Consider the following 14,318-nt stretch of genomic DNA (forward strand, 5'->3'; position numbering starts at 1 on the left):
AACGACGCCGTCTCCGACGTGAACCGGTCACCCGTGAGCTGCATACCGTCACCGGAATCACCCGCGAACCGGATGATCACCCGATCGAGCCGGCGCACTTCCTTCTCGTCGCCGTGGCGGGGCGTCGTCGGGGCGGCGCTGCGCTGCTCCCCGACCAGGGCCTCGCCGGCCTCGCTACTGACCTGGCTGGTCACTGAACTGGACCTCCCTCGCGGCAAGGGTCTCTCCGCCACAGGCGGGAGAAGGCTCGCGGGGCGGTCGGCGAACCGGCCGGCCCCGTGGCCCACCCTACGACGGTGAGGTGGCCCTCCTCGGGACTTCTCGCATCATGGAACTCGTTTTGAGATGCCCGTTTGCCATGAATCGTCACGTTCTGTCGCCCCCCAGAGCTTTCCGGAAAGTCGCGTTCCGCTCGTTCTTCGGTCCTAGGTCCCGACCCCGATATCTGACAGGTTGTCAGGTGATCAGGAATTCAGATAGGTCAACACCGCGAGTACCCGACGATGATCGCCTTCACTCGGGGACAGGGCCAGCTTCAGGAAGATGTTGCTGATGTGCTTCTCCACGGCGCCGTCGCTCACGACCAGCTGTTTCGCGATCGCGGAGTTCGTCCGCCCCTCGGCCATCAGGCCCAGGACCTCGCGCTCGCGCGGGGTCAGGTTCGCCAGGACGTCCTGCTTACGGCTCCGGCCGAGCAGCTGCTGCACGACCTCCGGGTCCAGCGCCGTACCGCCCCGGGCCACCCGGACCACGGCGTCCACGAACTCGCGGACCTCGGCGACCCGGTCCTTGAGGAGATAGCCCACGCCCCGGCTGGATCCGGCCAGGAGTTCGGTGGCGTACTGCTCCTCCACGTACTGGGAAAGGACCAGGACCCCCACCCCGGGGTACTCCTTGCGCAGCCGCACCGCCGCCCGTACACCCTCGTCCGTGTGGGTCGGGGGCATCCGGACGTCGGCCACGACCACATCGGGCAGCTCGCCCTCGCCCGCGAGACCGGCGACGGTCTTGACCAGGGCCTCTCCGTCGCCCACCCCGGCGACGACCTCGTGCCCCCGGTCGGTCAGCAGCCGGGTCAGGCCCTCTCGGAGCAGCACCGAATCCTCGGCGATGACCACGCGCACCCTGTCCGCCACGTCTTCCACGACTCTGAAGCCCCCATGTTCCGGTGTTCGATGCGTCCCCAGCATCGCAGTAAGAGGGACGCGGCGGGGCAGGGTCGGGTTCAGATGTGTCAGGGGCGTGTCATGGAGCGGTCCTGTGCGGGGTGATCTTTGTGCGGGGCTTGAGATGCCGCCCCGGGCGACGGCGCCCAGTCCGAGACGAGTGGGCCCGGGGTGACCCGGGCCGGGGCCGCATGGCCGGGATGAGCCGGGCGGGGGCGGCACCGGCCGGGATGGGCTGGGCCGGGATGAGCCGGGCCGAGGGGCGGGGACTACGCGCGCCAGGGGAGCTCCGCAGTGATCGTCGTCGGACCGCCCGCGGGCGAGTCCACGGCCAGGATCCCGTCGACCGCGTCCAGCCGCTCCGTGAGCCCGGCCAGCCCCCGGCCCGCGGCCGTGTCCGCACCACCGCGCCCGTCGTCCCGCACCTGGAGCAGCAGCCGGTCGCCCGACCGCCACACCTCCACCCATGCCCGCCGGGCCCCGGAGTGCTTGGACACGTTCTGGAGCAGCTCGGACACGGTGAAGTACGCGATGCCCTCGATCGCCGGCACCGGCCGGGCAGGGAGGTCCACCTCGACGGAGACCGGCACGGTGCACCGCGCGGCGACCGCCGACAGCGCCGCGTCCAGACCACGGTCGGTCAGGACGGCCGGGTGGATGCCCCGGGCCAGATCGCGCAGCTCCTGCAGCGCCGTCTTCACCTCGCCGTGCGCCTCGTCGACCATGCGCGCCGCCGCCTCGGGATCCTCCGCCATCTTCTCCTTCGCCAGGCCCAGATCCATGGCGAGGGCGACGAGCCGGGCCTGCGCGCCGTCGTGCAGGTCGCGCTCGATCCGGCGCAGATCGGCGGCGGCGGTGTCCACGACCACGCCCCGGTCCGACTCCAGCTCCGTGACGCGTGTGGCGAGCCGCGAGGGGCCGAGCAGCCCGGAGACCATCAGCCGGTCCACCGCGGCCAGCGACCGGATGATCCACGGCCCGGCGAGCACGAGGAGCAGACCGATGACGCTGGTGAAGGCGATCTCGAAGGGGGAGTCCAGGTAGAAGGCGTGCGTCCGGTCGCCGTAGAGCTGGAGGCCGTCCTGGCCGGCGTACATCGGGAAGACCCACTGCCACAGCGGGTAGGTGAAGAGGGCCCAGCCGTACGTCCAGAAGGCCACCGAGACCGTGAAGGCGAAGATCGCCCACGGCATGTGCAGGAGCGCGTAGAGGAGGTGGCGCCAGGACGCGCCGCTCTTCAGCGTCGCCCCCATCCACGACATCGCCCCGCCGGTACGGCCCCTGGCTGGCTCCGGCGGCGCGACCTCCAGACCGAGCAGCCCGCGCGCCCGGGCCCGCTCCACCGCGCCGAAGCCACGGCACAGGGCGAGGGCGCCCGCGAGGACGGGGATGCCGAGGAAGGTGACGAGGAGCCCGGCGCCGGCCGAGACCAGGGCGATGGAGAGGGCGAAGTAGACGCAGCTCAGCGGCAGCCCGAGCACCAGATAGCCGAACTCGCGCCAGGTGCGGGCCTCGAACGGCGCGCGGATCGCGGCGGGGAGGCGGTGGGAGGCCATCGCTGTTGTCCGTTCTGCTCGGGGAAGGAGAGGAGTGGGGCGTGGAGGAGTACGGCTCAAGGTTTCCGCGCGGACGCGCGCCGGACCATGAGGGAGGTGGGCGTCTGCAGAGGGGGGATTTCCCTACCTTGAGGGGAGGTGGCGGGCGGCGCGGAGAGCGCGGCGGGCGGGTGCGGGAGGCATACGGGGCCGTGGCGACGGCGGCCCGTCGGGATGCGGCGGCGGTCTGCGAGCCCGGGGGCTTCGGCGGCCCGCGGTGCGAGTCGCCTGGGGTTTCGGCGGTCCGTCCGGGTTGGGTGACGGCGGTCCGTCCGGGCTACGCGGGGATCGGGCGCGCGCGCCACGGCAGTTCCGCCGTGACCGTCGTCGGGCCGCCCTCCGGCGAGTCGAGGACGAACAGACCGTCGACCGCCCCCAGACGCTCCGCGAGCCCCGCCATCCCCGTGCCGCCGTTCAGCCGGGCGCCGCCCTGCCCGTCGTCCCTTACCTGGAGCAGCAGCCGGTCCTCGCGCCGCCACACCTCCACGGAGGCGGAACGCGCACGGGCGTGCTTGGACACGTTCTGGAGCAGCTCGGACACGGTGAAGTACGCGATGCCCTCGATCGCCTCGGCCGGCCGCTCGGTCAGGTCGACCGTCACCTTCACCGGAACCGTGCAGCGCGCGGCGATCGACGAGAGCGCGGCGTCCAGGCCGCGGTCGGTCAGGACCGCCGGATGGATGCCCCGGGCGAGATCGCGCAGCTCCTGGAGCGCGAGCTTCACCTCGCCGTGCGCCTCGTCGACCATCGCGGCCGCCGCCTCCGGGTCCTCCAGGAGCTTCTCCTTCGCCAGACCGAGCCCCATCGCCAGGGCGACGAGCCGGGCCTGCGCGCCGTCGTGCAGATCGCGCTCGATCCGGCGCAGATCGGCGGCGGCGGTGTCCACGACCACGCCCCGGTCCGACTCCAGCTCGGCGATCCGCCGCTCCAGCTCGTCCGAGGGCGACAGGAGACCGCGGACCATGGCCCGGTCGGCGGCCGCGAGACCGCGGGCCACGAACGGCAGCAGGGGCCAGAGCACGATCAGCGAGACGAGGGTGACGACGAAGGTGACGATGCCCCAGGGCAGCCGGATGAAGCCGTACAGCATCGTCCGCCAGCCCACCGGGTCCGTCAGCGCCGTCCACAGCCAGGGGAAGAAGCCGTGCCGGCGGGGAAGCGGGCTGGGCTCGTCCACCCGTACACCGAGCAGCGCGCGGGCCCTCGCCCGCTCGCCCCGCCCCAGGCCGCGCGCCCCGGCGAGGCCGAGGGCCAGGAGCGGCAGGCCGATCACGGTGACGGCCAGGCCCACGCCGACGGCGACCGCCACCACCACGTACACGAACCCGACCACGGCGGCGAGCAGATTGGTGAGGAGGAAGGAGATCTCCTTCCAGGTGTGCCGGCCGTAGGCGAAGCGCGCGGGCGGCAGCGGGGTCTCGGTGTCGACGCTCATGGGGCAAGCGTGCCGGTCGGGGGGCTCGGCACGCCATGGGGTACGTCGGTGAAGGAGAGTAGGGATATCCCCACCGCTCACTCTGTGACACGACCGCTTACGGCGTCTTTAGCAGGGCCTAGACTCCGGTGCGTACAGACGATCGCCGAAACGGGCAGGGAGCGAGGGGTGGACGTGCCGGATCCGACCGTACGGGCGGGACACGGACTCGCGGCGGACTACTTCCAGTCGTACTCCGTCGTCGGCCTGCTCGCCGTCGTCGGCGTGCTCTTCGTGGCCGTCGCGTTCGGCGCGGGCCGGCTGCTGAGGCCTGTCGTACCGACGCCGGAGAAGCTGCTGACATACGAGTGCGGTGTGGATCCGGTGGGGGAGGGCTGGGCGCACACCCAGGTCCGCTACTACGTGTACGCCTTCCTCTACGTGATCTTCGCCGTCGACTCGATCTTCCTCTTCCCGTGGGCGACGGTGTTCGCCGCGCCCGGCTACGGCGGGACGACGCTGGTCGAGATGTTCATCTTCCTCGGCTTCCTGGCCGTGGGACTGCTCTACGCGTACAAGAAGGGCGTCCTGACATGGACGTGACCCCGACCCCTCCGCAGGCTCCGACCCCGCTTCCGGCGCCCAAGCTCGGCCCCCTCGCGCGGCTGGCGCCCGAGCCGATGAAGGTGGTCCTGAACTGGGGCCGCCGCTACAGCCTCTGGGTCTTCAACTTCGGCCTCGCCTGCTGCGCGATCGAGTTCATCGCCGCGTCGATGGCCCGCCACGACTTCATCCGGCTCGGAGTGATCCCCTTCGCGCCCGGGCCGCGCCAGGCCGACCTGATGATCGTCTCCGGCACGGTGACGGACAAGATGGCACCGGCGGTGAAGCGGCTGTACGAGCAGATGCCGGAGCCCAAGTACGTCATCTCCTTCGGCGCCTGCTCGAACTGCGGCGGGCCGTACTGGGACTCGTACTCGGTGACGAAGGGCGTCGACCAGATCATCCCCGTCGACGTCTACGTGCCGGGCTGCCCGCCGCGCCCCGAGGCGCTGCTGCAGGGAATCCTCAAGCTCCAGGAGAAGATCGCGCGCGAGTCGCTGGCGACGCGCTACTCGGGCCCGTCCGTCGGGCAGCTGACGAGCGGTCTGGTGACGCCGCCGAAGCCGGGCGGTGAGGAGAAGTGAACACGAACGCGTACGACTCCCTCCCGGAGGCCGTGACCGAGGTCTTCGGCGAGGAGGCGACGGCGGAGCGGGCGTACGACCTGCTGACGGTGGACGTGCCGGTCGGCTCGTGGATCGCCGCGCTGGAGACCGCGCGGGACGAACTGGGCTGCACGTACTTCGACTGGCTGAGCGCGGTGGACGAGCCGGGCGCCGGCTTCCGGGTGTGCGCGCACGTGGTGGCGCTGGAGGGCGGCGCGGTGCGTCGCCTGCTGGTGCGGACGACGGTGAGCCACGAGTCCCCGGTGCTGGCGACGGCGGTTCCGGTCTACGCGGGCGCCGAGTGGCACGAGCGCGAGACGCACGAGATGTTCGGCGTCGAGTTCACGGACCACCCGAACCTCGTCCCGCTGCTCCTGCCGGAGAACTTCGAGGGCCACCCGCTGCGGAAGGACTTCGTCCTCGCGGCCCGGGTCGTGAAGGCCTGGCCGGGAGCGAAGGAGCCGGGCGAGTCGGAGCACGGCGGCCCGAAGCGCCGTCAGATGCTGCCGCCGGGCGTCCCCGACCCCAACGACTGGGGCCCGATGAAGGGCCAGCTCCCGCCCGCCCCGGCCCGCCCCGCCCGAGGCGCGGCCGCGGCCGACCGCCCCGCGCGCCGTACCCGTACGGCGGCGGAGGGCTCGGCGACCCAGCCGGAAGCCGCGGAGGCCCCGGCACGCCCGCCGAGGCGCACCCGCAGCGCGTCCGAGGGCTCGGCAAGCCAGGCGGCTCCGCCCGCCACGCCGTCGCGCCCCCGAAGCTCGGACGCCCCCTGGCACCACGCCCGCCCGGCCTTCGACCCCGGAACCACCAAGACCCCCGAGGCCGGTCCCGCGCCCGAAGGCGGTCCCGCGCCTGAAGCCGGACCCGCGCCCGAGGCCGGGCCTGCGCCCGAGGCCGGGCCTGCGCCCGAGGCCGGACCTGGGCTGGCGTCCGGTCCCGCGCCCGAGGCCGGTCCCGCGCCCGAAGGCGGTCCCGCGCCCGAGGCCGGTCCCGCGCCCGAGGCCGGTCCCGCGCCCGAGGCCGGTCCCGCGCCCGAGGCCGGTCCCGCGCCCGAGGCCGGTCCCGCGCCCGAAGGCGGTCCCGCGCCCGAGGCCGGTCCCGCGCCCGAAGGCGGTCCCGCGCCCGAGGCCGGTCCCGCGCCCGAGGCCGGTCCCGCGCCTGAAGCCGGTCCCGCGCCCGAGGCCGGGCCTGCGCCCGCGGCGGAATCCGGACGCACCGACCATCCCACCACCCCCGACGGAGGCGAATCCGCGTGAACGACGCACTCGACGTCGCCCTGCGGCTGCTCGTCGTCTTCGCCGTGTTCCTCGTGCTGCCCCTCGTCATCGGGCAGACCGAGCACAAGGTCATGGCCCATATGCAGGGCCGCCTCGGGCCCATGTACGCCGGTGGGTTCCACGGGTGGGCCCAGCTCGTCGCCGACGGGGTCAAGTTCGCGCAGAAGGAGGACGTGGTCCCGGCAAACGCCGACCGCCGCGTCTTCCAGCTCGCCCCCGCCGTCGCCCTCCTCCCATACCTCCTCGTCCTCGTCGCCATCCCCATCGGCCCGAGCGAAGGCGCCGTCGGCCAGGTCGTCGACGCCGGCATCTTCTTCGTCCTCGCCGTCATGGGCGTCGGCGTCCTCGGCAGCCTCATGGCCGGCTGGGCATCCGCCAACAAGTTCTCCCTGCTTGGAGGCCTCCGCACCGCCGCGCAGCTGCTCGCCTACGAGCTCCCGATGCTCCTCGCGGCCGCCTCCGTCGCGATGGCCGCCGGCACCGTCTCCCTCCCCGGCATCCTCAACGCCTTCGAGTGGTGGTGGCTGCCCTGGCAGATCGTCGGCGCGATCGTCTTCTTCGTCGCCGGCCTCGCCGAACTCCAGCGCCCGCCGTTCGACATGCCCGTCGCCGACTCCGAGATCATCTTCGGCGCGTACACCGAGTACACCGGTCTCCGCTTCGCGCTCTTCCTGCTCGCCGAGTACGCCGGCATCGTCGTCCTCTGCGGGCTCACCACCGTCCTCTTCCTCGGCGGCTGGCACGGCCCCTTCGGCGCCGACGGCCTCGGCTGGGTCTGGACCCTGCTCAAGACCGCGATCCTGGCCTTCGTCATCATCTGGCTCCGCGTCAGCTACCCCCGGCTCCGCGAGGACCAGCTCCAGAAACTCGCCTGGACCACCCTCGTCCCGCTCGCCCTCGCGCAGATCGCGCTCACCGGCATCGTGAAGGTGGCGATCCAGTAATGACCCGCCCGTCGCCCGACCACCACACCTCGACGACGCCCTCCGGTCGGCCCCGTTCGTTTCCCGGTTCCGGCCTGGCCAAGGGCCTCGCCGTCACACTCCGCACGATGACGAAGAAGACCGTCACCGCGCAGTACCCGGACAAGCAGCCCGAACTCCCGCCCCGCACCCGCGGTGTCATCGGGCTCTTCGAGGAGAACTGCACCGTCTGCATGCTCTGCGCCCGCGAGTGCCCCGACTGGTGCATCTACATCGACTCCCACAAGGAGACCGTGCCCGCCGCCACCCCCGGCGGCCGCGAGCGCAGCCGCAACGTCCTCGACCGCTTCGCCATCGACTTCGCCCTCTGCATGTACTGCGGTATCTGTATCGAGGTCTGCCCCTTCGACGCGCTGTTCTGGTCCCCCGAGTTCGAGTACGCGGAGACGGACATCCACGAACTCACCCACGAGCGCGACAAGCTCCGCGAGTGGATGTGGACGGTCCCCGAACCGCCCGCGCTCGACCCGAGGGCCGAGGAGCCGAAGGAGGTCGCCGCGGCGCGCAAGGCCGTGGAGAAGGCCGCCACCGCGGCAGCCGCCGCCCAGGCCCAGGCCGAAGCCCGGGCCCAGGCCGAGGGGGACCAGCAGTGAACCTCGTCGCCGCCCCGCTCGCCGCCTCCACGCCCGGCTTCCTCTCGCCCTCCGGTGTCGAGATCGCCTTCCTCCTCGTCGGTCTGGTGACCCTCGGCGCCGCCGTCGTGACCGTCACCACCCGCCAGCTCGTGCACGCCGCGCTCTGGCTGGTCGTGGCCCTCGGCGGGCTCGCCGTCGAGTACCTCCTGCTCACCGCGGAGTTCATCGCCTGGGTCCAGGTGCTGATCTACGTCGGATCCGTCGTCGTCCTCCTCCTCTTCGGGCTCATGCTCACCAAGGCCCCCATCGGCCGCTCCCCGGACGCCGACTCGGGCAACCGCCCGGTCGCCCTCGCGGTCGCGCTCGCCGCGGCCGCGGCGCTCGTCTGGGTGGTCGTCGACGCGTTCCGTACGACCTGGATCGAGCTCGACGGCCCGGCACAGGGCTCCACCGAGGTGTCCGGCGAGATCCTCTTCCGGCACTGGGTGCTGCCCTTCGAGGCGCTCTCTGTCCTGCTGCTCGCCGCCCTGGTCGGCGCGATCGTCCTGTCCCGCAAGAACGCCAAGGAGGCCCGGGACTGATGCATCTCGCCTACCCCGCCGTCCTCGCCGCCCTGCTCTTCTGTGTGGGCCTGTACGGCGTCCTCGCCCGCCGCAACGCGATCCTGGTCCTGATGTCCGTCGAGCTGATGCTCAACGCCGTCAACCTCAACCTGGTCGCCTTTGACGTCTGGCTCCGCGACACCCTGCACGCCGGCCAGGCGCTCACCCTCTTCACCATCGCCATCGCCGCCGCCGAGATCGGCATCGGTCTCGCGATCGTCCTGATGGTCTACCGCAACCGCGGCACCTCGGACGTCGACCGGCTGCGTGACAACGCCGAGCCCCACGGAACAGGGACCGACGGCGCAGGGACCGACGACGCCGAGCCCCGGACCGCCGGGACCGACGAGAAGGCCGAGGCCACCGCGTGACCACCACGACCCTCGCCGTCCTCGTCCCCCTCCTTCCCTTCCTCGGCTCCGTCGCCGGCCTGCTCCTGGGCAGGAAGGCCCCCGGCTTCGTCCGCCCCCTCGCCGTGCTGCCGACGCTCGCCGCCGCCGCCCTGGCAGCCGTGGTCGCCGTCCGGCAGGGCGGCGGACCGACGATCGAGGCCTCCACCCAGCTCACCCCCACCGGCTCGGTCCCCATCGACCTGGCGCTGTACATCGACGGCTTCGCCGCCCTCGTCGCCGTGGTCGTCGGGGTCGTCGCCACCTGCGTGCAGATCTACTCGACCGGCTATCTGCGCGACGACCCGCGCTACCCCTCGTACGCGGCGCTCGTCTCCCTCTTCACCTCCGCGATGCTGCTCGTCGTCTACTCCGGCGACCTGATGGTGCTCCTGGTCGGCTGGGAGATCATGGGCATCTGCTCGTACTTCCTCGTCGGTCACTACTGGGAGACCCCCGAGGCGCGGGCCGCCTCCCTCAAGGCCTTCCTCGTCACCAAGCTCGGCGACGTCCCCTTCCTGATCGGGCTCTTCGCGCTCGCCACGGACGCGGGCACGTTCCGGATCGACGGGATCCTCGGCGCCGTCGCGGCCGGCGGGCTCGACCACCCCACCCTCATCGCGCTGCTGCTGCTCGCCGGTGTGGCGGGCAAGTCGGCGCAGTTCCCGCTGCACACCTGGCTCCCCGACGCGATGGCCGGTCCCACCCCCGTCTCCGCGCTCATCCACGCGGCGACGATGGTCGCCGCCGGCATCTACTTCGTGGCCCGCCTGCTGCCCGTCTTCGCCTCGTCCGCGGCCGCGCTGACCGTGCTCGCGGTGATGGCCGCCGTCACGATGGTCGGCTCGGGGCTCGCCGCGCTCGCCCAGGACGACATCAAGCGCGTCCTCGCCTACTCGACGATCGGCCAGCTCGGCTACATGGCCGGTGCCCTGGCCGTCGGCGACCGCGGCGCGGCCGTCTTCCACCTCATGTCCCACGGCGCGTTCAAGGCGCTCCTCTTCCTCGCCGCCGGCGCGATCATCCACGCCGCCGGCACGAACTCGCTCTCCGCCATGTCCCGGATGAGCGGCCTGACGAAGCGTGTCCCCGACGCGTACTGGACGATGACCGTCGCCCTCCTCGCGCTTGCCGCCCTGCCGCCGTTCGCCGGCTTCTTCTCCAAGGAAGCCGTCCTCGTGGCCGCCGAGCACACCGCCCTCGGCGACCGGACCGTCGCGCCCGCCGCGGCCGGCTGGACCGTCCTCGTCGCCGGCCTGCTCACCGCCCTCCTCACCGCCGCCTACGCGACCCGGCTCTGGCTGCTCGCGTTCCGGGGCCGCGGCGCCGAGGCTCCGTATCACGGGCGCCAGCCACTCGCCATGACGACCGTCCTGTGGGTGCTCGCCATCCCCTCCCTCGGCTTCGGTCTGAGCGTCACCTACCTCGACGACTGGTTCGACGGCAACGCCCTCACCCCGACCGTCACCACCGCCGTCCTCGGCACGGGCATCGCCCTCGTCGGTGCCGTCGTCACCTACGCGGTCTGGCGCACCCTCGCCATGAAGGCCCCCGTCGGCACGCCAGCCGTCGCCCCGCATGTCGCCCACCCCGACGCCGAGGCCGGCCAGGTCGAGGCGGAGGCCCTGCACCTGCCGCACCCCGCCGAGGACCCGGCCGATCCCGGCCGCGCCCTGCTCGGCCCCCTGCACCGCCCCGCGGCCGCCGGCTTCCACGTCGACGCCCTCTACAGCGCCGTGTTCGTCCGCCCGGTCCTCGCCGCGGCCTCCCTGGTCCGCTTCCTGGACCGCGAGGTCGTCGACACGTACGTGCGCGGCGCGGGCACCGGCACCCGATGGCTCGGCTGGCTCGTCCGCCGCGCCCAGACCGGCAACGTGCAGACCTATCTGAGCGCCCTGCTCGCCGGCTCCGTCGTCCTGGCGATCGCCGCCGTACTCGTCGCCGTCGCGGGAGCGTGAGACGTGATCGATATCAGCGAATCCGTGATGCAGTTCCTTCTCGCGTTGATCGTCGCCGGCCCGCTCGTCGGCGCCGCCGCCGCTCTCTTCCCTGCCCCGCCCGGACTGAAGGGGAAGTCTCCGGACCAGGCCGTGCTGCGCCACGGCGTGGTCGTCACCGGCGTCGTCCTCGCCGCCGCGATCGTCCTCACGCTGGGCTTCGACCACGACAACCCGTCGAGGATCCAGGCGAGCACGGACATCACGTGGATCCCCGCACTCGACGTGCGCCTCCACCTCGGTGTCGACGGCATCTCCCTCCCCCTCCTGGTCATGACCGCGCTCCTGACCTTCCTCTGCGCGCTCTACAGCTACTTCAAGCAGCAACATCAGCGGCTGACGCCGCGGGCCACCGGCCCGTCCCCCAAGGGCTTCGTGGCGCTCCTCCTCGTCCTCGAGTCCGGCACCCTCGCGACCTTCGCCGTCCTCGACCTGATCCTGTTCTTCCTGGCCTTCGAGATGGTCCTCATCCCGATGTACTTCCTCATCGCCCGCTGGGGCGGCGCCGGAAGGCAGGCCGCCGCCTGGAAGTTCATCCTCTACACGCTGCTCGGATCCGTCGTCATGCTGCTCGGCCTGCTCCTCGTGGGACTGAAGGCGGGCACGTTCGACATGGTGGCACTCGCCACCGACAACGGCCGCGGACTGACCATGTCCGTGCAGGTCATCGCCGTTCTCGCGATCGGGATCGGGCTCGCGGTGAAGACCCCGATGTGGCCCCTGCACAGCTGGCTCCCGGACGCCCACACCGCCGCCCCCACGGTCGGCTCGGTCCTCCTCGCCGGCGTCCTGCTGAAGATGGGCACGTACGGGTTCGTCCGGATCCTCCTGCCGATCACCCCCGACGGCATGCGGACGTTCGCCCCCTACCTCGCCGCCTTCGCCGTCGTCGGCATCATCTACGGATCCCTCGCCTGCCTCGCCCTCACGCGCCCCGGCACCAACGGCGACCTCAAGCGCCTGATCGCCTACTCCTCCGTCGGCCACATGGGCTTCGTGCTCCTCGGCATCGCGACGATGACCCCCACCGGCGTCAACGGCGCGCTCTTCGCCAACATCGCCCACGGCCTCATCACCGGCCTGCTGTTCTTCCTCGTCGGCGCCTTGAAGGACCGGTACGGCACCGCCGACCTCGACACCCTCGCCGGCGCCACCGGCGCGGCCCTCTACGGCCGCGCCCCGCGCCTGGGCGGACTGCTCGCCTTCGCCGCCGTCGCCTCCCTCGGACTGCCCGGCCTGGCCGGCTTCTGGGGCGAGATGCTGGCCCTGTTCGCCGCCTTCGAACCGGCCGCCGGCCTCAGCCGCCCCGCGTTCCTCACCTTCATGGCGATCGGCGCCTTCGGCACCCTCCTCACGGCCGCGTACCTCCTCGTCGTCGTCCGCCGGGTCTGCATGGGCGGCCCCCGCCCGAGCGGGGAGGGCACGATCGCCGACGTCCAGGGGTACGAGTTCGCCGCGTGGACCCCGCTCGTCGCCCTCACCGTCCTCGCCGGACTGTGGCCCGCGGTTCTCCTCGGCCTCACCGACCCGGCCGTGCAGCAGCTCCTCGCGGGAGGAAACTCGTGACCCCCACGACCCTCGTCCAGTCCGTCGACTGGCTCGCGATCGCGCCGCCCACCCTCACCGCCCTGGTCGCCCTGGCCGTGCTGGTCGCGGACCTCTTCGTACCCGACCGGCACAAGCAGCTCCTGGGCTGGACCGCGATCGGCGGTCTCGCCGCCGCGATGGCGCTGCTCGTCCCGCTGCGCGCCGGCGACCGCTCGACCTTCTGTCTCACCACCGAACCGGCCGCGACCGCCGCGTGCAGCTACACCGCCGACCGCTTCACGCTGGTCATCCAGTTCCTGGTGCTCGGCGGCGCGCTCCTCACCGCCCTGCTCTCCCTCGCCGACACGCGCGACAAGCTCCCGCCGGGGGAGTACTGGTTCCTGCTGCTCTCCTCGGCCGCCGGCGCGGCCCTGCTGCCCGCCTCCCGCGACCTGGCGACCCTCGTCGTCGCCCTCGAGGTGGCCTCGCTGCCCGCCTTCGCGCTCGTGGGCCTGCGCCGCGGCGACCGGCGGTCCAGCGAGGCGGCGCTGAAGTTCTTCCTCTCCTCGGTCACCGCGACCGCCGTCACCCTGCTCGGCGTCAGCTTCGTGTACGGGGCGACCGGCACCCTCCACCTCACCGAGGTCGCCCAGCGCCTCGACGACGTCCCCGGCCAGCTGCAGACCCTCGCCCAGGCGGGCGTGGCCCTCACGCTTGTCGGCTTCGCCTTCAAGACGGCCGCCGTCCCCTTCCACTTCTGGGTTCCCGAGACCTACGTCGGCGCCCCGCTGCCCGTCGCCGGCTACCTCTCGGTCGTCGGCAAGGCCGTCGGCTTCACCGGCCTCATCCTGGTCACGGTCGTCGCCTTCCCCTCGTACGCGGACATCTGGGGCCCGGCGCTGGCGGTGCTCGCCGCGCTGACCATGACGGTCGGCAACGTGGGCGCCCTGCGGCAGGTCTCCACGCGCGCCTGGAGCGCGGTCCGGCTGCTCGCCTGGTCCTCCGTCGCCCAGGCCGGCTACCTCCTGGTCCCGATCGCCGCCGCCGCCTACTCCAGCGACGACCAGATCGGCGCCACCGTCGCGTACGCCCTGATGTACGCCGTCGTGAACCTCGGCGCCTTCGCGGTCGCCGCCCTGGTCGCGCGCACGCACCCGAAGAACCGGATCGCCGACTACCGCGGTCTGTACGCGGCCAGTCCGCTGCTCGCGCTCACCATGGGCTTCTTCCTGCTCAACCTGGCCGGGCTCCCGCCGGGCGTCATCGGCCTCTTCGCCAAGGTCACCGTCTTCTCGGCGGCGGTCGACGCCGGCCTCGGCTGGCTCGCCGTGGTCATGGGCGTCAACGTCGTCATCGGCCTCTACTACTACCTGCGGTGGACCGGGCTGCTCTTCCGCGAGCCCCTGGGAGAATCCGTGGAGGAGCCGGCGGGCGAGCGACCCCCCACGCGCGTGCCCGCCGCGATCACCCTGGCGATCGTCCTGGCGGCCGTCGTCGGCGTCGTGCTGTCGGGCTACCCGCAGTTCGCGCTGCGCTTCGCGGCCACCACGCTCTTCTGACCCCGCGGTCCCCCCGCACACAGAGA

14 protein-coding genes are annotated in these 14,318 nt (G+C 72.4%); 10 read left to right on the top strand and 4 right to left on the bottom strand.

The window, feature by feature from the left end; all coding sequences use genetic code 11:
• The 4 genes from ACFUJR_RS03525 to ACFUJR_RS03540 form a co-directional block, all read right to left on the bottom strand.
• Positions 1 to 194: hypothetical protein (locus ACFUJR_RS03525; protein WP_383168333.1), on the bottom strand; the 194-nt coding region annotated here is incomplete at its 3' end.
• Positions 195 to 464: 270 nt separating this feature from the next.
• The gene (locus tag ACFUJR_RS03530) at positions 465 to 1,124 is read right to left on the bottom strand and encodes a LuxR C-terminal-related transcriptional regulator (RefSeq protein ID WP_383168463.1); all 660 of its coding nucleotides are present in this window, start codon (positions 1,122 to 1,124) and stop codon (positions 465 to 467) included.
• A 311-nt stretch (positions 1,125 to 1,435) separates the two neighbouring features.
• A complete protein-coding gene (locus ACFUJR_RS03535; RefSeq protein WP_383168336.1) occupies positions 1,436 to 2,722 on the bottom strand; it encodes a sensor histidine kinase in 1,287 nt (428 codons plus the stop codon).
• Between the two features lie 316 nt (positions 2,723 to 3,038).
• A complete protein-coding gene (locus ACFUJR_RS03540; RefSeq protein ID WP_383168339.1) occupies positions 3,039 to 4,196 on the bottom strand; it encodes a sensor histidine kinase in 1,158 nt (385 codons plus the stop codon).
• A 174-nt stretch (positions 4,197 to 4,370) separates the two neighbouring features.
• Here ACFUJR_RS03540 and ACFUJR_RS03545 point away from each other — a divergent pair, with 174 nt between their 5' ends.
• From ACFUJR_RS03545 to ACFUJR_RS03590, 10 genes are all read left to right on the top strand, one after another.
• Positions 4,371 to 4,778, top strand: coding sequence for an NADH-quinone oxidoreductase subunit A (locus tag ACFUJR_RS03545; RefSeq protein ID WP_352188433.1), 408 nt, complete (start codon positions 4,371 to 4,373; stop codon positions 4,776 to 4,778).
• Positions 4,769 to 5,362, top strand: coding sequence for an NADH-quinone oxidoreductase subunit B (locus ACFUJR_RS03550; RefSeq protein WP_383168341.1), 594 nt, complete (start codon positions 4,769 to 4,771; stop codon positions 5,360 to 5,362). Before ACFUJR_RS03545 ends, ACFUJR_RS03550 begins: the two co-directional genes overlap by 10 nt.
• Positions 5,359 to 6,639 (top strand): NADH-quinone oxidoreductase subunit C, encoded by a 1,281-nt coding sequence (locus tag ACFUJR_RS03555; protein WP_383168345.1) that lies wholly within the window; start codon positions 5,359 to 5,361, stop codon positions 6,637 to 6,639. The genes ACFUJR_RS03550 and ACFUJR_RS03555 overlap by 4 nt, the downstream gene beginning before the upstream one ends.
• Positions 6,636 to 7,604: an NADH-quinone oxidoreductase subunit H gene (locus ACFUJR_RS03560; RefSeq protein WP_383168348.1), complete on the top strand. Its 969-nt coding sequence runs from the start codon at positions 6,636 to 6,638 to the stop codon at positions 7,602 to 7,604. Before ACFUJR_RS03555 ends, ACFUJR_RS03560 begins: the two co-directional genes overlap by 4 nt.
• Positions 7,605 to 7,711: 107 nt before the next feature.
• Positions 7,712 to 8,236, top strand: a complete 525-nt coding sequence (locus ACFUJR_RS03565; RefSeq protein ID WP_383168350.1) for a 4Fe-4S binding protein — start codon at positions 7,712 to 7,714, stop codon at positions 8,234 to 8,236.
• The gene (locus ACFUJR_RS03570) at positions 8,233 to 8,799 is read left to right on the top strand and encodes an NADH-quinone oxidoreductase subunit J (protein WP_383168353.1); all 567 of its coding nucleotides are present in this window, start codon (positions 8,233 to 8,235) and stop codon (positions 8,797 to 8,799) included. Before ACFUJR_RS03565 ends, ACFUJR_RS03570 begins: the two co-directional genes overlap by 4 nt.
• The gene (nuoK, locus tag ACFUJR_RS03575) at positions 8,799 to 9,191 is read left to right on the top strand and encodes an NADH-quinone oxidoreductase subunit NuoK (protein ID WP_383168355.1); all 393 of its coding nucleotides are present in this window, start codon (positions 8,799 to 8,801) and stop codon (positions 9,189 to 9,191) included. Before ACFUJR_RS03570 ends, nuoK begins: the two co-directional genes overlap by 1 nt.
• Positions 9,188 to 11,167, top strand: a complete 1,980-nt coding sequence (locus ACFUJR_RS03580) for an NADH-quinone oxidoreductase subunit L (protein WP_383168357.1) — start codon at positions 9,188 to 9,190, stop codon at positions 11,165 to 11,167. Before nuoK ends, ACFUJR_RS03580 begins: the two co-directional genes overlap by 4 nt.
• 27 nt (positions 11,168 to 11,194) lie before the next feature.
• A complete protein-coding gene (locus ACFUJR_RS03585) occupies positions 11,195 to 12,772 on the top strand; it encodes a NuoM family protein (protein ID WP_383168467.1) in 1,578 nt (525 codons plus the stop codon).
• Positions 12,769 to 14,292 (top strand): NADH-quinone oxidoreductase subunit N, encoded by a 1,524-nt coding sequence (locus tag ACFUJR_RS03590; protein WP_383168360.1) that lies wholly within the window; start codon positions 12,769 to 12,771, stop codon positions 14,290 to 14,292. Before ACFUJR_RS03585 ends, ACFUJR_RS03590 begins: the two co-directional genes overlap by 4 nt.
• The last annotated feature ends 26 nt before the right edge of the window (positions 14,293 to 14,318 follow it).

Origin of the sequence: Streptomyces sp. NPDC057271, from assembly GCF_042668715.1 — a bacterium.
Classification (GTDB): domain Bacteria; phylum Actinomycetota; class Actinomycetes; order Streptomycetales; family Streptomycetaceae; genus Streptomyces.